The sequence below is a fragment of the Leifsonia aquatica genome (assembly GCF_014190775.1).
GTDB lineage: Bacteria > Actinomycetota > Actinomycetes > Actinomycetales > Microbacteriaceae > Leifsonia > Leifsonia aquatica.
In genome coordinates, this window is record NZ_JACHVP010000006.1 from 87,648 (window position 1) to 110,765 (window position 23,118).

The window sequence follows — 23,118 nt, forward strand, 5'->3', positions numbered from 1 at the left end:
CGGCCGTTCCAATCTGAGGAGCACCACGACATGACAGCATCTCCCTCGCCCGCCGCAAGCGGCGCCACCCTCGAGCTCGAGGTCGGTGGGATGACCTGCGCGTCGTGCGCTATGCGGATCGAGAAGAAGTTGAACCGGCTGGACGGCGTCACCGCAACGGTGAACTATGCGACCGAAAAGGCGCGAGTGTCCATGCCGGAGGGCATGGATGTGTCCACCGTGATCGCCGAGGTGGAGAAGACGGGTTACACCGCCGCTCTCCCAGCCGAGGACCCCGAGACCGACACGAAAGACGCCGACCCGGAACTCCTGGGACTGCGGAACCGCCTGATCGGCAGCGTCGCACTGTCCATTCCGGTCATCGCACTGGCGATGATCCCAGCACTGCAGTTCACCTACTGGCAGTGGCTGTCACTCACACTGGCGGCGCCGGTGGTGGTGTGGGGTGCGTGGCCGTTCCACAAGGCCGCGTTCATCAACGCCCGCCACGGAGCGGCCACTATGGACACCCTGGTGTCGATCGGGACCCTGGCCGCGTTCGCGTGGTCGCTGTACGCCCTGTTCTTCGGAACGGCGGGGATGCCGGGGATGACTCACGGGTTCAGCTTCACGGTGGCCGCCTCGGACGGCGCGGGCAACATCTACCTCGAGGTCGCCGCCGGAGTCACCACCTTCGTGCTCGCCGGACGCTATTTCGAGAAGCGATCGAAGCGGCAGGCCGGCGCGGCCCTGCGGGCGCTCCTTGAACTCGGCGCCAAGGATGTAGCGGTCATCCGCGACGGCCTGGAGGCGCGCATCCCGATCGAGACGCTGCGGACCGGTGACGAGTTCGTGGTCCGGCCCGGCGAGAAGATCGCCACCGATGGGATCGTGGTCGACGGTTCCAGCGCGATCGACATGTCACTGCTGACCGGCGAATCCGTGCCCGTCGAGGTCACGGCGGGCGACGCCGTCGCCGGCGCCACCGTGAACTCCGGCGGCCGCCTCCTGGTGCGCGCCACCCGCGTCGGCAGCGACACCCAGCTGGCGCAGATGGCCAAGCTCGTCGAGGACGCCCAATCCGGGAAAGCGGAGGTGCAGCGTCTCGCCGACCGCATCTCCGGCGTCTTCGTCCCGATCGTCCTGGGCATCGCCGCGCTCACCCTGGTCGCTTGGTTGGTCACCGGTCACCCGGCGGCTGCAGCGTTCACTGCCGCCGTGGCGGTGCTGATCATCGCGTGCCCCTGCGCTCTTGGACTGGCCACCCCGACGGCACTCCTGGTCGGAACCGGACGTGGAGCGCAGCTCGGCATTCTGATCAAAGGACCCGAAGTACTCGAGTCCACCCGGACCGTCGACACCATCGTCCTGGACAAGACCGGTACGGTCACAGCTGGGAAGATGACGTTGGTCCAGGTCATCACCGCGCCCGACGTCGACGAGTCGGTGCTGCTCCGGATGGCCGGCGCCGTTGAAGCCGCGTCCGAGCATCCGATCGCCCGGGCCATCGCGGCCGCGGCCGCCGACCGCAGCGGAACCCTCCCCAACCCGGAATCCTTCGTGAACATCGAAGGTCGCGGCGTACAGGGCATCGTCGACGGCCACCTGACGCTCGTGGGCCGACAGTCGCTGCTAAAGGACTGGTCCATCGTTCTCAACGACAGCCTCGCAACGGCCAAGAACACCGCTGAAGCCGCCGGGCAGACCGTGGTCTGCGTGGCCTGGGACGGGAAAGCGCGAGGACTGCTCGTCGTGGCGGACGCGATCAAGCCGACCAGCCGAGAAGCCGTGGACGCGTTCAAACAGCTCGGGCTCACCCCCATCCTCCTCACCGGAGACAACGCGACCGTCGCTCGCGAGGTCGCCCACGCCGTGGGCATCGACACCGTCATCGCCGAGGTGCTCCCCCAGGACAAGGCCGACACCGTGCGCCGACTGCAGGCCGAAGGCAAGACCGTTGCGATGGTCGGCGACGGCGTCAACGACGCCGCCGCCCTGGCAACCGCCGACCTGGGACTGGCAATGGGAACCGGCACCGACGTCGCTATCGAAGCAGCAGACATCACCTTGGTCCGGGGTGACCTCCGAGCCGCCGCGGACGCCGTCCGGCTGGCCCGGAGCACTCTGGGCACCATCAAGACCAACCTGTTCTGGGCATTCGCCTACAACGTCGCAGCGATTCCACTGGCGGCGTTCGGGCTGCTCAACCCGATGATCGCCGGAGCGGCCATGGCGTTCTCCAGCGTGTTCGTGGTGAGCAACAGCCTCCGCCTACGCGGCTTCCGCTCCAAGAACTCCACGACCCCAACGGACACCGGCATACCGGCGTCCGTCCTCGAAACCGCATGACCACTCACGAGAAGGAGCGCTCCATGAGCGACAGCTGCTGCAACACCAACCACCACCACGCCGCCACCATGCCGACCGGAAGCACCAACCTCCTCGGCGGGACAGGCGCCGACGATCTCACCGAGTGCGTCGTGATGAAGGGCAGCACCGTCAGCAAGGCGAAGGCAGAGGCACAAGGCCTCTACCGCGACTACAACGGCGAGCGGTACTGGTTCTGCTGTGCCGGCTGCGCACCGCGTTTCGACGCCGACCCCACGGCATACATCACCGCATAACCGCCACCGCGCGGTACCGGCGGACACCAGCACATCACCCAGGTGAAGGGCTACACATTGAACGACCACACCGAGCACGACGGGCGCGACCACCGCGCCCACACCACCTCGACGGAGACCGCCGAAAACCACGAGAACCACGATATGGGCGAGCACACCGGACACGACATGGCCGGGCACAGCGGGCATGACATGGCTGGGCACGCGGGACACGGCGGGATGGCCGGGCACGCGGGACACGGTGACCATGTCGCCCAGTTCCGTCGGTTGTTCTGGATCATGCTCATCATCGCCGTCCCCGTCGTCGGTTTCTCCTCGATGTTCGCCATGATCCTGGGGTACCCGCTGTCGGACGCCGCCTGGGTGGCGTGGATATCGCCGGTCCTTGGCACGGTCATGTACGTGTGGGGTGGTCGTCCGTTCCTCACCGGCGCCGTCAGCGAACTGCGAGCGCTCAAGCCCGGCATGATGCTGCTGATCGCGTTGGCGATCACGGTCGCGTTCCTGGCGTCTTGGGGCGCGAGTCTGGGGATCCTGGACCACGAACTCGACTTCTGGTGGGAGCTCGCGCTCCTCATCGTGATCATGCTGCTGGGCCACTGGATCGAGATGCGGTCGCTGGCCCAGACCACCTCCGCCCTCGACTCGCTGGCAGCGCTGCTGCCCGACGAGGCCGAACGCGTCGAGGGTGATGGCACCGTACAGGTCGCTCCGGCCGACCTCGAGGTCGGCGATGTCGTCGTCGTCCGCCCCGGCGGCCGTATCCCCGCCGACGGGCGCCTCGTCGCCGGGTCGGCGAGCATGGACGAGTCGATGATCACCGGCGAATCCCGCACCGTCCGCCGCGACGTCGGCGACGCCGTCGTCGCGGGCACTGTCGCGACCGACTCCGGTCTGCGCGTTCAGATCACCGCTGTCGGCGACGACACCGCTCTCGCCGGTATCCAACGCCTGGTCAGCGACGCCCAGAACTCCTCGTCCCGCGCCCAGCGGATCGCCGACACAGCGGCCGGGTGGCTGTTCTGGTTCGCCCTCGGCGCGGCGGTCATCACCGCGGTCGTCTGGACCATGCTCGGTCTGCCGGATGAGGCCGTCGTGCGCACCATCACGGTTCTGGTCATCGCCTGCCCACACGCACTCGGTCTGGCCATCCCGCTGGTCGTCGCCATCTCGACCGAGCGCGCCGCCCGCGGCGGAGTGCTGATCAAGGATCGTCTCGCCCTGGAGAGCATGCGCACCATCGACACAGTGCTGTTCGACAAGACCGGCACGCTCACCAAGGGCGAGCCGACCGTCACCGCCATCGAGACCACCGACGGCACCAGCTCCGATCGCCTGTTGGCTCTGGCCGCCGCGGCCGAGGCGGACTCCGAGCATCCGCTGGCGCGGGCCATCGTCAACGCCGCCGCCGCTCACAATGTGACGGTCGTTCCGGCGACGGGCTTCGAATCCTCTCCCGCGGTGGGAGTGTCGGCGACGGTCGACGGCCACCACGTCCAGGTCGGCGGTCCGAACCTGCTGCACGAAGCTGGAGTGGACGAACTCCGGATCGCCGACTCCTGGCGAGAGGACGGCGCGATCATCCTGCACATCCTGGTCGACGGAAAGGTGGCTGGTGCGCTCAAGCTGGCCGACGAGATCCGCGAGGAGTCGCGGCAGGCGGTCGATGCCCTGCACGCCCAGAACGTGCAGGTCGTGATGATCACCGGCGATGCCGACGCCGTCGCCAGATCGGTCGCCAACGAGCTCGGCATCGACCGGTACTTCGCCGGGGTACGGCCGGAAGACAAGTCCGCCAAGGTCAAGGAGCTCCAGACCGAGGGCCGCAAGGTGGCCATGGTCGGTGACGGCGTCAACGACGCCCCCGCTCTCGCCCAGGCCGACGTCGGCATCGCAATCGGCGCCGGAACCGACGTCGCGATCGCCTCCGCCGGGGTCATCCTCGCCAGCGACGACCCACGTTCCGTGCTGTCCGTGATCGAGCTCTCCCGGGCCAGCTACCGCAAGATGAAGCAGAACCTGTGGTGGGCAGCCGGGTACAACCTCATCTCCGTACCACTCGCAGCCGGCGTCCTCGCACCCATCGGCTTCGTCCTCCCCATGTCGGTCGGCGCGATCCTCATGTCCCTGTCCACGATCGTCGTCGCCCTCAACGCCCAACTTCTGCGCCGGCTGGACCTGCGGCCAGCGACCAGCGCCCGCGTTGCCCTCGACCGATCCCGCACCCAACCGGCGACGCCGACACCCGCATCCCGAAGCTGACCTCCCCTGGAGCCATCATGAACGAGTCCACCGCCACCACCGAGCACGAACACCAGCACGGCTACATCACCGACAAAGCCGGATACATACGGCGCATGAGCCGCATCGAGGGACAAGCCCGCGGGATCGCCCGGATGGTCGACGAAGAGCAGTACTGCATCGACATCCTCACCCAGATCTCGGCGCTCACTTCCGCGCTGAAGAGCGTGGCACTCGGCCTGGTCGATGACCACCTCAAACACTGCGTCGCCGACGCCGTGCTGATAGGCGGGGAGGAAGGGCAGGCCAAGCTCCAGGAAGCCAGTGACGCTATCGCGCGACTCGTGCGTTCATAAGATGACGAGCCGTCGGCTCAGCTTCCAGAACGACCCAACTCGTCCCGACGCCTGGCGTACTCGTCGTGGTCGATCTCGCCACGGGCGTACCGTTCATCGAGAATCTCCCGAGGCGACGGACGCCCCTGCTGAACCGCACCACTTCCGGCGGACGGACCACGCCGGTTGAGAGTGACCACCAACACGATCACAACCGCGATGATCAGCAACGGCACGATCAGCCAAATGATCCACCACGCCCCCATGCCGCCCATCATCCACCCGTACACGTCTGCCTCCTCCAGTGATCACGCTCAGTATGCGCTGCTCCTGGTCCTGCGAGCCGGGGCTTTAGTCCCATTCAGCCGGACGCGCTACCCTGATCGGGCATCCGATAGAAGACGCAGGAGGTGTCGTGGTCAGCAATAGCTTGCGTGTGCCACGACTGAGCGGACCACGTCGGAGCATCGTTCTCCTGCTCGGCGTGATCGGCATACTGGTCGGCCTGCTCGCCATGCACGCCGTAGCCCCCACCTCCGCGGCACAAGCCGCTCAGACTGCGCCGGCCATGAGCACCACGTCCGGAATGCCGTCGGCCCACGCCGCGACCTTGATATCCCGCAGCGATGGGACCGCGACAACCGGCACGTGCGACGGGATGAGCGGTACAGGGAAGAGCATGAGCGACACGCTGTGCATGCTCGCCTTGCTGACGACCACCGTGCCTGGTCCGTTGGCGACCCTCGGAATCAGCAGAAGCGAAGCTGTTCAGGGCCCCCCACCGGTCGCGGTATTCCAGGCAACTACGGCTTCCCCACCTCGAGGTGGGCCGTCCTTGCACGTTCTCTCCATCAGTCGAACCTGAGTCAGGCGACGCCGTCCATCACGTCGGCGAACCATCCGGACCGGATCACGGCCGTCGGTAATGGCCCCGCAGGGGGCAGCGACTGTCCAGACGTCGTCATCTTGCGCCCAGGACGCGCGCCAACGTCAAACGACGCCTCTGCCCCTTGAGAACATCTCAGCCCGCACTTCGAACCGCACAGGACAACGACCATGAATCATCGAGAATCAGCAAGAATCAAAGCATCCGAGCGCGCGGCCGCCGAACGAAAGAGGCGTAAGCGACGACTGATCTGGACGACAACCGGCGCAGCCGTTGCCGTGCTCGCGATCGGGACCGGCATCACCGTGGCAGCGGTCGCATCAGGAACGACAACCGCTCCACGCGCCACAGCAAGCGCACCACCCTGGGCGGCGCCGGCAGACCCGGAGAGCCGGGCGAAACAAGCCGGACTGGAGGTCGCAACAATGGAAGGCGACGTGCTTCACATCCACCAGCATCTGTCCATAACCATCGATGGAAGCGCGGTCACGGTTCCAGCCAACCTCGGCGTGGATCCACTCCAGGGAACGATGTCCGCCCTGCACACACACGACACGTCGGGGATCATCCACGTGGAGTCGGCCACCCAACGGCCCTTCACCCTGGGTCAACTCTTCACGGAATGGGGCGTCCGCCTCAAGGCGCACACGATCGGACCGTACGTGGACGGAGCAGACGACCGCCGCGTCACCCTCTTCGTCGACGGGAAGCGAAGCGATACGCCGCTCCCAGCCCTCCGTCTGGCGGACCGCCAAGACATCGATATCGTCGTCACCAGCCACGGACGGAAGGCAACTGCGCCCGCCCCGTTCGACTGGGCAGCAGCAGGTTAGTCGGACGGCGACTCGGGTGTACAGGTTCGTTTCGCGGCAGCACGTTATCCTGGTCGCGTCCGGGGAACGCGGGGAGGTGTCGTGGTGAGCAAGAGCTTCCGCCTGCAGCGACTGACCGCGCTGCAACGCCTGGTCGTTCTCCTTCTGGCGGTGACCGGAATCGTTGTCGGACTGCTCGCCATGCACACCCTGACCGCGGTCGTCGGCGACCACAGCGCGCACCACGTCGACGCGCTGGCACACCACGACGGCGTCATGTCGGCTCCGGCCGCAGCGGACACGGCCGCTATGGTGCCTGCTTCATCCAGCGGTCTCGCTCACGCGGGTGAGGACTGCAACGGGACCTGCGGGTCAGGCCACAACATGGCGGACATGGTGTGCCTGCTCGCCCTGCTTGTCCTCACACTGATCCTTACCCTGCGGGTGATCGTTACTCGGCGCGGCAACGACCTGCATCGACTCGTCGCCGCTCTCCCGGCCGCGCACCCAGCCGCCCCGGCGCCGCCATCACCTCCATCGCTTCTCGTCCTCTCGATCAGCCGAACCTGATTCGTACCGTTCCGGCACGCACCGGACAGTCCGGCCTGCCATCCGGTGGGCCCACACGAACAGTCAATCGAGCAAGAGAGAAGCATTACGCATGAAGTTCAAGACGATGGCGCTCGCCTCCGGCGCCTTGGCCACCGCGCTCATCCTCACCGGCTGCTCGGGCACTCCGACAGCCGGTCACTCCGACATGGACATGGGTATGGGCAGCTCCTCCACGAGCCGCGCGACCAGTGAGCATAACGACGCCGACGTGTCGTTCGCGCAGAACATGGTCATGCATCACCAGCAAGCCATCGAGATGTCCGACATGGTCCTCAACAAGAGCGACGTGAATCCAAAGGTCACCGAGCTCGCGCAGAAGATCAAGGATGCTCAGCAGCCGGAGATCGACACAATGAACGGCTGGTTGAAGACCTGGAATGCGTCCACCGGAATGTCCCACGACATGGGCGGCATGATGTCCGAATCCGACATGAGCGAACTGAAGGACGCCTCCGGAGCGGAAGCCGGAAAGCTGTTCCTCACCCAGATGATCACGCATCACCAGGGAGCCATCGAGATGGCGAACGAGGAAATCAAGACGGGAAAGAACACGGATGCCGTGGCTCTGGCAAAGAAGATCGCCACCGATCAGACCGCCGAGATCGCCACGATGAAGAGCATGCTCAGCAGCCTCTGAAACCGTCCCACTGACGGCGGGTGCCGTCACTCCCCCACCCCCCTAACGGCGGCACCCGCCCCTTCGCCTTCTGGCTGCACTGGACAGAGACAGCTGCGGAGTCAACCGGCTACACTCGGCGCTTCGTTCCGGGTAACGGTGGATTGTGACCCCCGCCCTTGGATCCTTCCCCAGTTGGCTGAACGTTCTTGCGTGGACCTCGATCAGCGTCGGCGTCGCGTGCGCTCTGATCGTGACAATCGACGTCATCCGGCGGCCCCAGAAGATGGCCGTGATGAACGTGGTCTGGCCCGCCTCCATGCTGTTCGGCGGTCTCCTCTGGTTCGGAGGCTACCTCCGTTGGGGCCGCACTCGCTCTCAGAACGACGAGAAGACGCCGATGCCTGTCGCGGTCGCGACCGGAACAAACCACTGCGGGGCCGGCTGCGCTCTCGGCGACCTCGTCGCAGAATGGGTGGCCTTCCTGATTCCCGCGGTCGCCGTCGTCTTCGGGTGGGGGTGGCTCTTCAAAGATAAGATGTTCGCCGTCTGGATCCTCGACTTCATCCTCGCCTTCGGCCTCGGAATCATCTTCCAATACTTCGCCATCGCCCCCATGCGTGGGCTGAACCTACACCAAGGCCTGATCGAAGCTCTCAAAGCGGACGCCGCCTCCATCACGTCATGGCAGATCGGAATGTACGGGGCGATGGCGCTGATCCAACTCCTGCTCTTCCCGGCACTGTTCGGCGGCCGCGCCCCTGTGAACTCGCCCGAGTTCTGGTTCGCGATGCAATGGGCGATGCTGCTCGGATTCTCTACCGCATACCCAGTCAACTGGCTACTCATCCACGTCGGGATCAAAGAACGGATGTGACGTCGACCATCGGCGCCTCGCCGTACGTGTCTAACCCCAACGGAACCTGAACCGGACGCGGGCCGGTTCGCTGATTTCGCTCCTAGAGCTTACGCACGCTCGACCCTGCGGCCGATGAACCCGTCAACCTGACTTCTGCCTTTGGCTGGGGAAGGTGCTCCGCACCTGCGATCCCAGACTCTTGTGTGATGGGGATGCCGGAACCCCCGCCCTCCGGGCCGACCGCGCGACGGCGCACAGCGCCGAAATCGGCCAAAGAACGATGAGGGAGGTAGGGAATCATGAGCGGTAAGGTCATCACCCGGAATCCGCAGGAACGCCATGCAGAAGCGGAGGCACTGCACGCGTCAATCGTGGAGCAGGTCCAGCGACTCGCCGAAAGCGGCCAATGGCGGGCATTCCTGGAGTTCGCCCGCTCCTTCCACAACTACAGCCTCAACAACCTCCTGCTGATTCTCGCCCAAAAGCCCGAAGCGACGATGGTCGCGGGCTTCCGACAGTGGCAAGCGAAGGGGCGTCAGGTCCGCAAGGGCGAGAAGTCGATCAAGATCTTCGGGTTCCGCGAGAAGAAGACCGAGAGCACGACTGAATCCGGTTCCGAGACCCCGGCCGAAGAGCACACAGTGCGGTACTTCCCCACCCTCTCGGTGTTCGACATCACGCAGACAGATCCGATCGAAGGAGCGGACCCACTGCCGGAAGACCCCACCCGACGACTGACCGGCGACGACGACCACGGCGTGATCCGCCCGCTGACGGCTCACCTAGAGACACACGGATGGAGCGTCCACCTGGTACTCCTGACGCGCGCGAATGGTCACACCGACCCTGAAACGAAGAAGGTTAGCCTGGCGGAAAACCTCGCGACCGAGCAGTCCGCCAAGACCCTCCTCCACGAGACAGCTCACATCGAACTGCACCACATCGATGACCTCGACGAGTACCGCACTCATCGCGGGAGGTTGGAGGTGGAAGCCGAATCCGTCGCCTATATCGTCGCCGGTCTGGCCGGCTTCGATACCAGCGCGTACAGCATCGGCTACATCGCCGGCTGGGCAGAAGAAGACGTCACCGTCATCCGAGAGACAGCAAAGCGAGTACTGCAGGCCGCCCACACGATCGCGGAAATCCTTGAGAACCGCGAATAGCTGATCAGCCAGGAGAGGAACCCCGACCCGCGTGGCTGGGGTTCTTTCGCGCGCGGCGACGGTTGCGGCCTATGGGTCGACACACGTGACAACCGAAGCGAAAAACAGAAACCGGAGAACAGGAAAGAGAGAGAGCGAACGGACAGAAGGAGAGAAAGCCAAGAGAAGGAACGACGAGGGAGGAAACGAACACACGACGAAAGGACAAAGCGAAAGAGCGAATGCACGTAGGCACTCTTCGAGTGTGCGCGCGCCGTGCGCGCCAAAAAGCGCGCGCAACCGGAAGTTCTAAGTGTGAGAGGTGGAGTGGCGCGCTGGAAGCGCGGGCAGGCGGCCCAAGGGGTCAAGCAGGCGGTTCACTACGCCTTCGGAGGCGTCTGCGACGCCACCCTGACGGCCAAGACCACTGAGGGCGCTGTCGCGGCGGCCGGTTACGCGGACGCCGTGATGACCCGCTATATCGTCGAGAACGGCGCCATCCGCGATGACCTGCTCACCCGCTCCCAGCTGAAGGATTGGGTCGACGGCGTGGACCCGCTCACCGGTGAACGCCGAGGCCGGGACCTGGAGTCGCCGGTTGCGGATCTGATTCTGGATGCGACGATCAACGCCCCAAAGTCCTTCTCGATCGCCGCAATGTTGGATCCGGAGGTGGCGGCGGCGTACGAGGATCTGCAGGACCGGTTGCGGGACCGGATTATCAAGCTATGGCAGGCCGAGCTCAATGCCCGCCGCGGCAAGCAGGGCGCCATCCGAGAAGACCTCGCCCGCATCGAAGTAGTCGAGCTGCAGCACGAACGGTCCCGCTCGCTGGACCCGCACAAGCACCGTCACTTGTGGCTGAACGTCAAGGTCCAGGGCCTCGACGGGAAGTGGTCCAACGTCGACACCCGTGTGGCACTGCGGTTCCAGAATGTCGTGAATGCCGAAGGCGACCTGGCCGCCCGGACCGACCCCGCCTGGATCGCCGCGCTGGCTGCCAAGGGCTTCACCTTGAACTCGGACGGGGAGATCGCGGAGCTACAGCATCTTGTGCGGCCGCTGTCGAAGCGCTCCGCTCAGATCGAATCGAACAAGGCGGCGCATCTCCTTCAGTGGAAACAGGAGCACCCGGGTGATGAGCCTTCGTTCGCGGTGCTAGCCCAAATCGATCAGTGGGCATGGGCGGCTGGTCGTCCGAACAAGCCGAGGCAGTTGAACGAGGAGGATTGGGCGTCCATCGTCATGGCCGAGCTCCTGCGAGCCGATCCGAAACTGCGCCAACCTCGAAGCGAGCTCGTGGCACGATCAGCGGTACTCGATGATCTCGATATCGACCTGCTTGCTGCGAAGACGGTCGTGGATGCGGATGCCCGATCGACTGGAACGGGTGGACGGTTCAGCGATATGGACATCCGGGCCGGAGCGATCCGCGCACTCGCGGGTACTGGGGTGCGAGCCAGCCGGGCGGAACTCGAAATCATCGTCGACAAGGTCATCAAGCTCGCTGAACGATCACACACCGTTACTCTGATCGACGCTGCGGAGATTCCGCATCACGTCAAGCACCGAATGGCGACATCGACAGCAGCCTTGAAGACCACGGTCGCCCTCAGAATCGACCGGCTCTCCTACAACGGAGATGACCGAGCGCCAAACGAAATCGTCGCAATCGCCGCTCTCATCGAACCTGACCGAGAGCTTAACAGCGATCAGCTTGCGGGTGCGTCATCGCTTGCGGGAACCGCCGGAATCGTTTGCGTTAGCGGCGCGGCTGGGGCCGGCAAGACGACCATGCTAAAGGTCGCGGGCGCTGCGCTCCGGCAGAGCGGTCGAAAGATGATCATCGTCGCGCCAACAAAGAAGGCGTCGTCTGTTGCGGGCAGAGAGGCGAACAGCTCGTCGTCCTCCCTTCACCAACTCCTTCACGACTACGGGTGGCGCTGGAGGGTAAACGAAGCGGGCAGCGTCGACTGGATCAAGTTGAGTCCGGGGGACGTAGATGCGGATTCTGGGGTCACCTATCGAGGCCCTGTCCGCGAAGTTAGTGCGGGTGACAGGATCGTTGTCGACGAAGCAGGGATGCTCGAGCTCGAGGCTGCCAACGCGCTTCTCGACGTTATCGGGCGAACTGGAGCAGGGGTCGCCTTGGTTGGTGATCAACGCCAAGCCCTTCCGGTCGGACATTCCGGCGCAATGGCACTGTTCTGGAGACGGTCGCCACGTCGCGTAGAACTCACCACCATCCATCGCTTCCGTGATCCTGAGTGGGCACAGCTGAGCTTGAGACTCCGGGAGCCGGACAGCTCTGAAGACATGCACGCGATCGCCAATGAACTGATTGAGAAGGGACATGTCGTACTAACGGACAACGATGCCGGTGCGGGTCTTGCGATGGTCGATGCGTGGTTTCAGGCCAATGGGGTTGGGGAAACGATCGCGCTCATCACGGCGACTCATGCCGAATCGCAAACCATCAGCGAGGCAATCCAAGCCCGTCGACTCGCAGCCGGTCAGGTTTCGACAAGACGAAAGTTCATCGGACAAGCAGGACAGGTCATCGGAATCGGTGACATCGTTCAGACGCGGCGCAACGACTCGACGACCGGCGTCGATAATCGCCAGTCCTGGACGGTGAAAAAGATCACTGATGACGGCTACGTCGTTCTTGCGGCCGCAGAAGACTCGTCAGACGTTCGGAGAATCAGTACGTCTTACGCTGCCGACCACGTGCACTTGGGCTATGCATCGACCGTCTACGGCGTGCAGGGCGAAACGACGGACAGGTCGCTGGTCGGTCCGGGAGTTGACGCGGCGGGCCTGTATGTAGGGCTGACTCGCGGACGCCAACGCAATGACATCGTCCTCGTGGCTCCCACGCCATCAGCTGCCCACTCCGAGCTAGTGGAGATGATGCAGCGACAGCCGATCGAGGAGACACTCGAGAAGTCGCGTTCTGCAGCGAGTCAGGAGTTCCGCCGCGCTGCGACGCTTCATCCGTCGGCGACCGGTCCGGCCCAGTCTTCCCCGGACCAACGCGGACGCGCGGCGTCAATTCAGCGTTGACGATTGCGCAGCCCGCTAACTCAAACCGCCAGCGCGGAGCTGGTAGCCGAGCATATTTGCGCCCTCAAGGGAACCGTCGATCGCCACGTAACAAAAGAGGGCAACTTCGAGAGCATCGGCTCGCCGTTGGGCGTCCGGAAGTACACCTCCCCGGGCGAAGATGAGGGGGCGACGTCCGTCCGCCGAGGAGATTCTTGCCGCACGCTCGACAAACTCAGGCTCCAAGTTTCCGCGATGATGATCGACCCACGCGACGAACCTATGGCTGTAGAGATCACACGTCGAGCGAACGTCCGGAGACGCGATGACGGTGTCGGCCGCGCCGAGATACACCATCCATTCACGGCACAGTTTGACGGCGCCTTCACGTGACACACCAGAAGGGATTGGAGCAGGCGACTCTACTGCCATCTCCCAAGTGTGCATCAGTCAACCTCGCGCCGATAATGTCATCCAAACTGGGGCAACCGAAAAGGGTCGTTGGGCCAACCAGTGAGGCTACGCTTCAGACACCAGTATTCGGGCGACGCCTGACAGCCAGGATCGCACCGAGAGGGTCGGTTCGCCTACCCAGGTCGCTTGGGCCTAGACGATCGCCAGCCGCGAGAGCCCTTCATGGTTTGAGCGTGGAACGTTTTCGGGAGTATTCGTGGGGGCTTCGCAATACCTGTTCGACGACAATCCTGCGACGCAGGATTTGACGGGCTTAAGAACAGTCGCGCAGACGATTGCGAACGTTGTCGTCGACGAACGATTTGAAACAGTGACTGTCGGTCTCAACTCCCCATGGGGAGGAGGCAAGAGCACCGCGCTGAATCTCGTTGGCGTCGAATTGAGAAGCCGGCCGTCGACGGTGGTTGTTGAGATAGACCCATGGGAGTTCGTTGACTCAGGGGATCCTCGCGGCACTCTAATTGCTCGAGTGCTGGAGGGAATCGCAGTTGAGATACAACTTCGCGCGGATAACGCGCGCGCGAAAGAGGAAAGCAAGATCGCATCGTTTGCGCAGGACGCAATAGACCGGCTCAATGCGTTGCGCAAGAGGGTCTCCTGGAGCAAGGTTGCACAGGTCGCCATTAAGTCTGCACTTACTCTCACACCGGACATCTCGGGGATGGTGGACGCACTAACGCCCGCGCCTGAAGCTGAGACACCCTCAAAGGGAATGCGTGCCTTTCGTGAGGACTTCGGCGCATTGCTCGCCGAGATTCCTGACATCGCCAGAGTCGTTGTCCTTATCGACGACCTAGACAGATCTCTCCCCGATGACGTTCTAGGCGCATTGGAGGCAATCAAACTATTTCTCAGCGTCAAAGGCATGGCTTTCGTAATCGCCGCAGACGACGACTTCATCAGAGAGAGCCTGCGCAATGCGCTCGACCGCAACGGTGGGTCCCGAGGTCAATTCGCCGACCGATACACCGAGAAGATCGTACAGTTGCCCTTTACGCTGCCGCGCCTCGCATCACAGGACGCCGTCGCGTATTTGGCCGCACTTTTCGTCCAGGCTGAACAGGGCGAAGCCGCAGCCATTGCAGTGGCTGAACGGGCAACCCAGCGACGAGCAAACGGTGAAGTTCCATATGCCGTGGTGAATGCCGCCGGTGATATGCCAACAGAGGAGCACCTACGCCTCGCGAATCAGATCGTGCGAGGGATGAGTAGCTCCCGACGGGAAACCCCACGACAGCTCAAGCGATTCTTGAACAATTTCGCCGTTAGGGCTGAGATGTTGGGGGCTCAATTCGATGGCTTTCCAATTGACGTGTTGATGAAGCTCTGGCTCCTTGAACAGAACTATCCTCACTACTTTCGCGACCTCGTTGGAGCGAGCGCCGACGGAAGGGCAAAACTCCTTCGCGCCTGGGAAGAGGGATCCGACACCACGCCTGTCGAGATCGCCTCATGGGCACAGGAGGCTCCTGCCGCCTCGCTCGCAGCTGAGTGGGTCGATCGGTACGTTTCGTTTGCGACGGCTGTAGTGGCCACTTTGCAATCCTCTGCGGCCCTTGACGCCGCCCAGGCCGCGCTTCTCGCAGACCTGCTTGATGTATCCGAGCTGACCCGGACCGGAGCGATTCAGCGAATGCAGGATGCGCCTACAACTGGCGACGAGGACGTAGCTCGTCACCTTGCGACTGCGATCGTCGGTGACCGCGAGAGTGCGGCGTTGCCGTCTCTCCAGGCCCTTGCGCATGCTCGTCCAGATCTGAAGCAATTCATTGTCGAATCGCTCCTGGACGACTACGTGCTGAACGCGATCGGCGCTGAACATCTTCCTTGGCTTAGCGGCCCATTCCGCGAGGTGCTTCTTGCCCTCCGGGACCGCGACTCTACGACCGAGGACCTGCGTACCGCAATCAGCGAAGAGCTACAGGAGAATCCGTTCTAATGGGCACCTCGGGGGCATTCGGTGGTTCCGGAGCATGGTCCGACACAGTTGATTCGCTATACGACAGTGCCGACGCGCTGGGTTCCGATAACGAGGCCCCAATCGCTACCACCGTGATGGCCACGCTTGGACGATCGTTGGCAAGAGGCGACCGACGCGGCAAGTCGTACGACGTCAGTGATTTGCTCGGCGGCCGTGGGATCGCTGGAGCGTCGAGCTCTGGCGACGGAAGAGATAGTGGTGGCGCTCCCTTCACCAGGGAAGCAGCGCGCGGGTCGCTGGTCCTTGACGCTCTAGCGTCAATCGAAAATGGCGAAATCCCACACCTAGTCGAGTACGGGGTCGACTTCACGTCGCTCGAGGGCTTAAGCGGTCTGAAGCTGCTAACGGAGCTGATCGGATTGATCCTCGGTCCGCCGTCACATCCAGATGACGCGGCCCTCCAACAAGCACTAATCGCCACGATGCGATCTTCCGAGAAGCAAGCGGCCGGGACCTTGGCCGAAACCATCGGACGGTTCGTCAGTGAGCTGGCTTGGCGGAGGACTGTGGTTCAGTTAACCACTAGCCAGCGCCGAGTCTCGGCGATCGGGTCTTCAATGCGTCGTCTGGAGGAACGCGTGAGGACCTATATCAGCGGAAAGGTCCAGCAGGTCACTGGACAGCTAGTGAATGCGACGCCTCAAACCGTCGCCGATTACGCTTCCAAGCTGGCTGCCAAAGCCTGTCGATTGTTTGGTCGAGGAGACGACAAGTGACAAGTCACTCGGTAACAGTCGCACCCGCGGGCATGGAAGTTGATTCAGACCAGATCCCGCTCGTTTGGCCACGCGAAGGCGATGTAGACGCAAACGTGATTTCCAATTTGTCTTGGGATCTCGAACAATTTGCCGCTGCCAGTCCCGCGGCGCGCGACTTCTATCGAATTGCGGCAGCAGCGTATCTGGCAGATAGCGCCGTGTCGAAGCCAGCCGTCTCGCTTCATCGGCAGCTCCGCGTAACCACATTTGTCGAGGATCCGCAGCCCTGGGAGGCCGGGGCTCTGACCGATCTTGCCGACTTGCTTCACTGGCTCACTGGCGATTCGTGGGCCTTCATTCTGAACCCGGAGGACGCACGGCTGCCGCTCCAAGTTGCCGAGCCAGCTGACCGAATCCAGCTGCTTTCGGGAGGGCTCGACTCGCTCTGCGGAGCCGCCATTGGCCTCAGAGACGAATCGAGCATCCGTTTTGTGGGACACCGCGACGCATCACGCGCGGTTCGACACGCGCAGCGGCTCATTGATGACGCAATTGGGGACGTGCCCTACGACCGATTCGAGTTCTACCTGCGAGATACCTCGCGGCGAAAGAACCACGGTCCCCGATCGCGATCGTTGATGTTCATGGCCCTTGGAGCGATGTCTGCTCACTCACACGGTGCCAGCACGCTATGGGTACCAGAGAACGGATTCACGAGCATCAACCCGCCGTTGGATGCGGGTCGAGGTGGAACGCTAACAACTCGCTCGACTCATCCATACACGTTCCTTCTCGTGTCGTCCCTGTTGGAGACTTTGGGCATCGGTGTGGAAATCACGAATCCATTCACGTCGATGACCAAGGGGGAACTGGTCGCTGCCGCTCTCCCGGACCTTGCAACGCCCAAGTTTGCCGATGCCCTCAAGTCCTCCTTCTCTTGCGCAAAGGGGGGAACACAATTTCACGGAGGCGATTCCAACCACAATTGCGGTCTATGTGTCGCTTGCGTCGTAAGGCGCGGCGCCTTCTTGGGCGCGGGAATCGAGGATCCGAGCGATTATGACTGCGAGCTCCTTGACGGCAGTGACTTGGACGGGCTGTTGAAGCAACGGTGGCGCGATATCGTGAGCCTTCGTGAGGCTGCAGAATTCGGGATCCCCGAAGAGCTTGTGTTGAGTTCCGCTCGGTGGCCGCGCGACACCGACTTCGCCGGCGTAATGGACCTCGTAAGACGCGGTCTCGCAGAAATTGGACATGTACAACTTCCCAGCCCTTGATTGCCATGCTCACGTCGCTCACGACGTGACCCAGGCTCAGGTGAAGTCCCTCGAAGGCGCCATCATCTTCGCGATGACTCGTTCCCTAAACGAGTTCCATGCTGCGACTAGCAATCGTCAGCGTGGGCTGGTGTGGGCAATCGGCACTCATCCCGCCAACGCATCGTCTCTCAACCAATGGTCCGGAGACCGCTTCCGCCGACTTGCGAAGCTATCTCCGATAATCGGGGAGGTGGGACTCGATCGTCGTGGAGACCTGGAGGCCCAAGCTCGCATATTCCGCGAAGTTCTCGTCAATGCGGGCGCCTCGCTCATCTCTGTGCATTCGACCGGACGAACGCGCGAGGTCATTAATGCACTCGAGAAGAATAGCCACCCGGGAGTAATTCTTCATTGGTTCCTCGGAAACCCCCAGGAGGTTTCGCGGGCTGCGGCGTTGGGGTGCTTCTTTTCAGTTAACGCCGCGATGTCGGACGCTCAACTGACTGCGCTGCCTCTCGACCGGGTGCTACCAGAAACAGACTTTCCTTCGTCGCGAACGCGAACCGGGGCTCGTGTCCCGGGCGACGTCCGTGCCTTGGAAAAGACTGTTGCCCGCCTTACTCGTAAGGACGTTGGCGAAGTGCGCGAGCTTTGGTATCGCAATCTGCGAAGGCTGTCGCTCCAGGCAGAGGTGGTCCATCGATTACCGCTAGAGCTGGCTGATGCCTTGGAAAGGGCCTAAGAACACTTTCGGACGGGCCAACATTCTCAGCGCGACTGGACGTCGAGGGTGTTGTCGAAAGCAATTCGGCGTCCCACCGCTATGCGTCTGATGGGGCCCGACAAGGTCGCGCCCCACCAGACGGCAAGGGTTAGTTGATCGTCGCAGAAGCAGCCTGCGGTGTCCGGGCATCCGAGCTAGGCCCGGTCGCGGATGCGTCCAGGCCGTCAGCTTTTGGGACGCGACGGGTCACCTCCGCTGTCGTGTAGCGGAGCGACGGCCCGACGCTGTCGGCGACGACTTCTGTGGCGGCTCGGGGTTCGCCGGTGGCCTGGTCGGTCCAGTGGCGGAACTCGAGGTTGCCGTTGACGATGACGGTGTCGCCTTTGGCGAGGCTGGCGCGGACGTTCTCGGCTGTGCGGCCGAAGACGGTGGTGCGGTGGTACTGGGTGTCTCCGTCGACCCATTTGCCGTCTTCGAGCTTGCGGTCGGTGACGGCGACGGTGAACTTGGCGAACTTGGTGCCGTTCTGTGATTCGCCGTAGTCAGGGTCGGCGACGAGGTTGCCTTCGATACTGATGGGGACTCGTGTGCTCATTGTTGTTTCCTTTCTATTTGGCGGCCACGGGTTGGGTCGCTTTTCACTTAGAACTTCCGGTTCAAGGGCAGAGAATGCGCGCAGAGAGCGCGCAAATCGCGTCCCTGACTCTCACGCATTGGCGTGGCTTTGGCGGATCCAGTCGGTCCACTCCGCCGGGACGGCGTCGTCGCCGGTTTGTGTGAGTTCGGTGTGGCCGTTGTGGCATTCGCCGTTGTACCAAGTCGCCAGGCGTGGGAGGGCGACGGCGAGGCGTTCGTGCCAGCCGATGGGTCCGTAGCCGGCGTCGAGGCTGTCGTAGGAGACCAGCCAGGCGGTGTGGAGTGCGGAGAGTTCTTCGACGAGTGCGCCGTGCTTGAACCAGCACGGCGGGATCTTCCGCGTGGCGATGTTGTAGCGGTGGGTGAACCAGACCACCCACTCCCGCAGGTCGGTCCACACCCGTCGGGCGTCCTCGTCCTCCAGAGTGCGCCAGTTGATGACGCGGATGCCGAGCATTCCAGGACTCTGCCGGGGCGCTTGGTTCTCCCATCCCTCGGCGAGGGAGGCGACGAGGTCGTCGAGGGGGATGTCGTCGGTCACGGCTGCTCCAGGGACGCTTCGATGTAGTGGGCGATCTTGGCCTGCAGCCGGGCGATCGCCTGGACGGAAGCGGTGCGGCGCGAGACGAACCCCGAGAGGGCACGGTCGCGGTCGATCAGCTGGTGGACGTATTCGTGGCAGCGCGGGTGCAGCGCGGTCAGGTCTTCATGCGGCTCGTGGGCGGTCCATCCGTGCGGGGTCTGGGTGACGCCGCGGTAGTCGAGGTGGTGCAGCTCGAGCGAGTGGGAGCCACCGGCGCCGAGGCAGAGGGCGCAGCGGATTTCGCCGTTGCGGGTCTGCTCGTCGAGGAACCATCGGTCGCGGCGGGCGAACCAGGCTCCGGAGTGCAGGTAGTTGGTGCGGTACGTGTTGCCCCGGGCGGGACGGCGACGGTTGGACATCAGTCTCCCTCTCCAGCTGATCCTCGGCGATCGAGCGCGGCTTGGTACTGTTCGGCGAACACGACCTGCTGGTCGAGCTCGGTGAGCTTCTTGCCCGCGCTGACTTGGCGGGCGTCGTCGCGGTCGGTCCAGCCACGCAGGTCAAGCAGGATTCCGCGCCGGTTGCGGTAGGCGAGCAGTCCGACGGTCTCGGGCATGCGGCGGATCTCGTCGATTGTCATCACCGGGACCTTCTCGTTCTGCACGTTCGTGGACGACCCGTTGTCGTTATAGGAGTGCCCCGTGTTCCGGATCCGCCGGGTCCCGAGAAGAGATTCGATGTCGCGCAGGTGGTCGACGTCGGATGCGCCGCCGAGGAGGAGCTTGGCGGTGGCGGCCGACCAGATCGTGTCGGCCTCAGACCGCGACCAGGCGGTCTCGGCCTGCGAGAGGGCCTGGAGGACGACGATGGTGGAGATGCCGATGCCGCCACCATCGGCCATGATCCGTGGCAGCGCAGGCCAGGAGAACATGTTCGCGATCTCGTCCAGGACCAGCGCGAGCGGCAGATCCAGCCGCGACCCGGGCGAGGCAAGAGCTTTCCGTCGTGCGGTCTCGACGATGTCGTCGAGGACCGCGCCGAGGAACCCGCCGACGGATCCGGCGCCGGCGCCGGTGCCGACAAGGTAGAGGCTGTTAGATCCGGCGAGGAACGCGTCGAGGTCGAACTGCTCCCCCGGCCCCGGCGTCATCGCCTTCCTGATCGACGGGATGGACAGCGGTCGGAGCGCGCCGAAGACGCCGAACCAGGAGTTCGCCAGGAGCTTCTCATCGCCGTTGATGATCGCGTCCAAGTCCTCCGACCAGCCGGGGGACCCCTGGTTGGCGAGCACGCTCACGGCTTCGCGTGCGAGGCGCGGGTTGGAGCCCCACCGGGCCAAGGCATCGGTGCCACGTTGGGATACTGCTGCAGCGTGGAGCAGTCGGGAGAGCACGGAGGAAGACACTTGCGCCCATTCCTGGTTGGTCTTCGAGGCGCCCAGGGCGGTGCCGGCGATGATCGCCTGACCGCGCTGGTCCGCCACCAGGGGGTCTTCGCACCCGGCGACCGGCGAGATCCGCAGCGCCGAGCGGACGCCGGTGAGCTCCTGGGGATCGAACACCGTGACCTCGCCGAGCCGGGCGCGTTCGCGCATAGTGGCGGAGAGATTGTCGTTGCGAGTGGAGGTGGTGATGAGCGGGCCGTCCCAGTCAAGGATGGCGTTGATGATGAACCGGTAGCCCTTTCCAGAGCGGGGCGCGCCTTCCACGACGATCGAGTCCTCGATCGACACGTAGACGTCCTGCCCGTGAGCGCTGCCAACCTTCCACCCCGCAGCCGACGGATCCGGGTTCACCAACGCTGGGCGCAGCGTCTTGGCACGCTGGAGCGCCGTGCGTGCGGAGGTGTGCATGCGAACCTCACCGGGCTTGGCGAGCCCGTCACGGCCGCGGAGCTCGTGGATGAAGTGCCGATCAGACTGGCGGTACCGAAGCCACCAAACCACGACCACCGCCACGAGGCTCAGAAGCAGGAAGACCGCGAGGAGGTCGAGCCCTCGGACCAAGGTCACCGGTGCTTCGCATCCGCGAGCGAGGGCGAAGCCGCTGGGGTCGCCGCCGATGGCCAGTTGGAGGCCGGCGAAGACGCTCCCAGGCTGGCCTCCCCCGCCGCAGGTTATGGTGATGGTGGCGTTGGCGATGCCGGTGGTGAGGGCGCCGGCGGCGACGAGGGCGAAGAGGCAGTAGACGGCCAACTGGGTCCAGGTGGAGCCATGGGTTCTCATGCCCGCTCACCCCCCATGGCGTCGGTGCGGAAGATGCCGAGTTCGTAGTCGGTGCAGATGTTGCGGATCTTCGCTACCCGGTCCTGTCCGATCTGCCACAGCCCTTCACCCTTATGAAGCTTGCGGACGAGGTCGGCCTGGGTGTCGTTCCAGCCCAGGATCTCCCGCGACCGCGCGATCTCACCGGAATGTTGCGCGTAGGAGATGCGGGTCTCGCAGTCGGCCAGGAGGCCGAGAGCGCGGGAGTGGAGGGCACTGTTGCGGTCGCCAAGCGCGTCCAGGTCGGCGACTCGATGCAGGAGGTACCAGTTGGAGGTGCCGAGGTGGCGGGCGACCTTCTCGTCCTCCACGCGGTCGGCGAGGCCGTCGCCGCCGGAGACGTCGTTGAGAAGTTCGACTGCGGCCTCTTCATGGATGATGACGCGAGCTTGCCGGTTCGCGCCCAAGCTGGAGCGGCGGATCCAGTTCGCGGTCGCCAGCCGAGCGAGCGCCTGCGCTTCCGGCGACGCGCCCTTCAGTGCGGAGGTGTCGACGACCATCATTGGGGCGTCCGCGTCGAAGCGGACGGTGGAGGGCCCGTCGAAGAAGCCGGTGAGGTCTCCGGACACCATTCGACGCAGCGAGTGAGCGAGGCGGTGGCCAGCGTCCGCGACCTCTGTCGGGATGGTTTCGTTGGGGTCGACGAGGCGGTCGTAGACGTGAGTGATGGTAACGGTGGAGTTCCCGCGGAGGGCGTCGAGGGCGACGTCGAGGGCCGTGTGCTCGACCGGCTCCAGGTTCCCGCCCTCGCGGAGCCGGCGGATGATCGTCTTCACCGTCGCACGACGGTATTGGAGTACGTTCTGGTTCCAGTCCTCATCCGAGAACGAGAGGTCCCGTGGACCCTCATCGAGCAGATTGATCCGCGCAGCCTTGCCGGGGCCGACGGAGATGGAGGTGCCGCCAACGTACGCGGCAACGCGCACCCACTCCCCGTTGGGGTCGTGCGGCACGGCGATCTTGCGACCCAGCCGGGCGAGCCGGGAGGACCAGGACTTGGCCAGCATCGACTTGCCGGTGCCCTTGACGCCGAGGATGGCGACGGAGTGGGAGCGGACGGCTTCGGCGGAGTACGCGTCCCAGGGGTCGAAGCAGAACGGAGCCCGGGAGAGCAGGTTCTCGCCGATGTACGCGCCGGTGAGGATGTCCCCGGTCTCGGCCAGAAACGGATACGCACCACCCAGCACTTTGGACGAGCAGCGGTGTGCGGGTGGGGTGGCGCGCAGTGGGCCACGCAGGTTGTGCGGCTGTTTCCACCCCCACGCCGGCATCTTCGACGCCGGCAACTCCGCAGTCTGCAGCTTCCAGGACGAGTTCTTCTCCGCCGTGGCGGTCTGGCGGTGGCGGCCGTTCGCTCCCGGCTTCTCATTCGCCGGGATGCGACCGATGACAGCTGACTGCTTCAT

At 64.1% G+C, this 23,118-nt stretch carries 21 protein-coding genes; 15 read left to right on the forward strand and 6 right to left on the reverse strand.

Features of this window, described 5'->3' with window-relative positions; all coding sequences use genetic code 11:
* Positions 1-30: 30 nt before the first annotated feature.
* The 4 genes from FHX33_RS20205 to FHX33_RS20220 all read left to right on the forward strand — a co-directional run bounded on the left by FHX33_RS20205 (position 31) and on the right by FHX33_RS20220 (position 5,200).
* Positions 31-2,328: a heavy metal translocating P-type ATPase gene (locus FHX33_RS20205; protein ID WP_021763106.1), complete on the forward strand. Its 2,298-nt coding sequence runs from the start codon at positions 31-33 to the stop codon at positions 2,326-2,328.
* Between the two features lie 23 nt (positions 2,329-2,351).
* On the forward strand, positions 2,352-2,603 hold the full coding sequence (locus FHX33_RS20210) for a YHS domain-containing protein (protein ID WP_420870892.1): 252 nt from the start codon (positions 2,352-2,354) through the stop codon (positions 2,601-2,603).
* 144 nt (positions 2,604-2,747) lie between these two features.
* Positions 2,748-4,865, forward strand: a complete 2,118-nt coding sequence (locus FHX33_RS20215) for a heavy metal translocating P-type ATPase (protein WP_081703971.1) — start codon at positions 2,748-2,750, stop codon at positions 4,863-4,865.
* A 17-nt stretch (positions 4,866-4,882) separates the two neighbouring features.
* The gene (locus FHX33_RS20220; RefSeq protein ID WP_021763103.1) at positions 4,883-5,200 is read left to right on the forward strand and encodes a metal-sensitive transcriptional regulator; all 318 of its coding nucleotides are present in this window, start codon (positions 4,883-4,885) and stop codon (positions 5,198-5,200) included.
* 17 nt (positions 5,201-5,217) lie between these two features.
* On the opposite strand, the gene FHX33_RS20225 is transcribed toward FHX33_RS20220, so the two are convergent.
* Complete coding sequence (locus tag FHX33_RS20225; protein WP_248616253.1) at positions 5,218-5,469, reverse strand: SHOCT domain-containing protein; 252 nt, start codon at positions 5,467-5,469, stop codon at positions 5,218-5,220.
* A 224-nt stretch (positions 5,470-5,693) separates the two neighbouring features.
* Here FHX33_RS20225 and FHX33_RS22305 point away from each other — a divergent pair, with 224 nt between their 5' ends.
* From FHX33_RS22305 to FHX33_RS22310, 11 genes are all read left to right on the forward strand, one after another.
* The gene (locus tag FHX33_RS22305) at positions 5,694-6,044 is read left to right on the forward strand and encodes a DUF6153 family protein (RefSeq protein WP_374222285.1); all 351 of its coding nucleotides are present in this window, start codon (positions 5,694-5,696) and stop codon (positions 6,042-6,044) included.
* Positions 6,045-6,235: 191 nt separating this feature from the next.
* A complete protein-coding gene (locus FHX33_RS20235) occupies positions 6,236-6,898 on the forward strand; it encodes a hypothetical protein (protein WP_155829024.1) in 663 nt (220 codons plus the stop codon).
* A gap of 84 nt (positions 6,899-6,982) precedes the next feature.
* Positions 6,983-7,447: a DUF6153 family protein gene (locus tag FHX33_RS20240; RefSeq protein WP_155829023.1), complete on the forward strand. Its 465-nt coding sequence runs from the start codon at positions 6,983-6,985 to the stop codon at positions 7,445-7,447.
* Between the two features lie 91 nt (positions 7,448-7,538).
* The gene (locus FHX33_RS20245) at positions 7,539-8,126 is read left to right on the forward strand and encodes a DUF305 domain-containing protein (RefSeq protein ID WP_021763097.1); all 588 of its coding nucleotides are present in this window, start codon (positions 7,539-7,541) and stop codon (positions 8,124-8,126) included.
* 145 nt (positions 8,127-8,271) lie between these two features.
* Complete coding sequence (locus FHX33_RS20250) at positions 8,272-8,982, forward strand: DUF4396 domain-containing protein (RefSeq protein WP_021763096.1); 711 nt, start codon at positions 8,272-8,274, stop codon at positions 8,980-8,982.
* 281 nt (positions 8,983-9,263) lie between these two features.
* A complete protein-coding gene (locus FHX33_RS20255; RefSeq protein WP_183428909.1) occupies positions 9,264-10,130 on the forward strand; it encodes an ArdC-like ssDNA-binding domain-containing protein in 867 nt (288 codons plus the stop codon).
* Positions 10,131-10,436: 306 nt separating this feature from the next.
* Positions 10,437-13,175 carry an AAA family ATPase gene (locus FHX33_RS20260; protein ID WP_183428910.1) on the forward strand — a complete coding sequence of 913 codons (2,739 nt, stop codon included), beginning with the start codon at positions 10,437-10,439 and terminating at the stop codon, positions 13,173-13,175.
* Positions 13,176-13,824: 649 nt separating this feature from the next.
* Positions 13,825-15,567 (forward strand): KAP family P-loop NTPase fold protein, encoded by a 1,743-nt coding sequence (locus FHX33_RS20265; RefSeq protein ID WP_169730317.1) that lies wholly within the window; start codon positions 13,825-13,827, stop codon positions 15,565-15,567.
* Positions 15,567-16,325: a hypothetical protein gene (locus FHX33_RS20270; RefSeq protein ID WP_155828964.1), complete on the forward strand. Its 759-nt coding sequence runs from the start codon at positions 15,567-15,569 to the stop codon at positions 16,323-16,325. Before FHX33_RS20265 ends, FHX33_RS20270 begins: the two co-directional genes overlap by 1 nt.
* Positions 16,322-17,584 carry a hypothetical protein gene (locus FHX33_RS20275; RefSeq protein ID WP_021758343.1) on the forward strand — a complete coding sequence of 421 codons (1,263 nt, stop codon included), beginning with the start codon at positions 16,322-16,324 and terminating at the stop codon, positions 17,582-17,584. Before FHX33_RS20270 ends, FHX33_RS20275 begins: the two co-directional genes overlap by 4 nt.
* Positions 17,562-18,308, forward strand: coding sequence for a TatD family hydrolase (locus FHX33_RS22310; RefSeq protein ID WP_081703887.1), 747 nt, complete (start codon positions 17,562-17,564; stop codon positions 18,306-18,308). The genes FHX33_RS20275 and FHX33_RS22310 overlap by 23 nt, the downstream gene beginning before the upstream one ends.
* Before the next feature lie 130 nt (positions 18,309-18,438).
* Here FHX33_RS22310 and FHX33_RS20285 read toward each other — a convergent pair whose 3' ends face one another.
* The 5 genes from FHX33_RS20285 to FHX33_RS20305 all read right to left on the reverse strand — a co-directional run bounded on the left by FHX33_RS20285 (position 18,439) and on the right by FHX33_RS20305 (position 23,118).
* Positions 18,439-18,885 carry a single-stranded DNA-binding protein gene (locus FHX33_RS20285; RefSeq protein WP_021758341.1) on the reverse strand — a complete coding sequence of 149 codons (447 nt, stop codon included), beginning with the start codon at positions 18,883-18,885 and terminating at the stop codon, positions 18,439-18,441.
* A 111-nt stretch (positions 18,886-18,996) separates the two neighbouring features.
* Positions 18,997-19,467: a hypothetical protein gene (locus FHX33_RS20290; RefSeq protein WP_021758340.1), complete on the reverse strand. Its 471-nt coding sequence runs from the start codon at positions 19,465-19,467 to the stop codon at positions 18,997-18,999.
* Entirely contained in the window at positions 19,464-19,868 is a 405-nt protein-coding gene (locus FHX33_RS20295; RefSeq protein ID WP_168688427.1) for a hypothetical protein, read from the reverse strand. The genes FHX33_RS20290 and FHX33_RS20295 overlap by 4 nt, the downstream gene beginning before the upstream one ends.
* Positions 19,868-21,673 carry a type IV secretory system conjugative DNA transfer family protein gene (locus FHX33_RS20300; protein ID WP_246397625.1) on the reverse strand — a complete coding sequence of 602 codons (1,806 nt, stop codon included), beginning with the start codon at positions 21,671-21,673 and terminating at the stop codon, positions 19,868-19,870. The genes FHX33_RS20295 and FHX33_RS20300 overlap by 1 nt, the downstream gene beginning before the upstream one ends.
* Positions 21,670-23,118, reverse strand: coding sequence for a P-loop NTPase family protein (locus FHX33_RS20305; protein ID WP_183428911.1), 1,449 nt, complete (start codon positions 23,116-23,118; stop codon positions 21,670-21,672). The genes FHX33_RS20300 and FHX33_RS20305 overlap by 4 nt, the downstream gene beginning before the upstream one ends.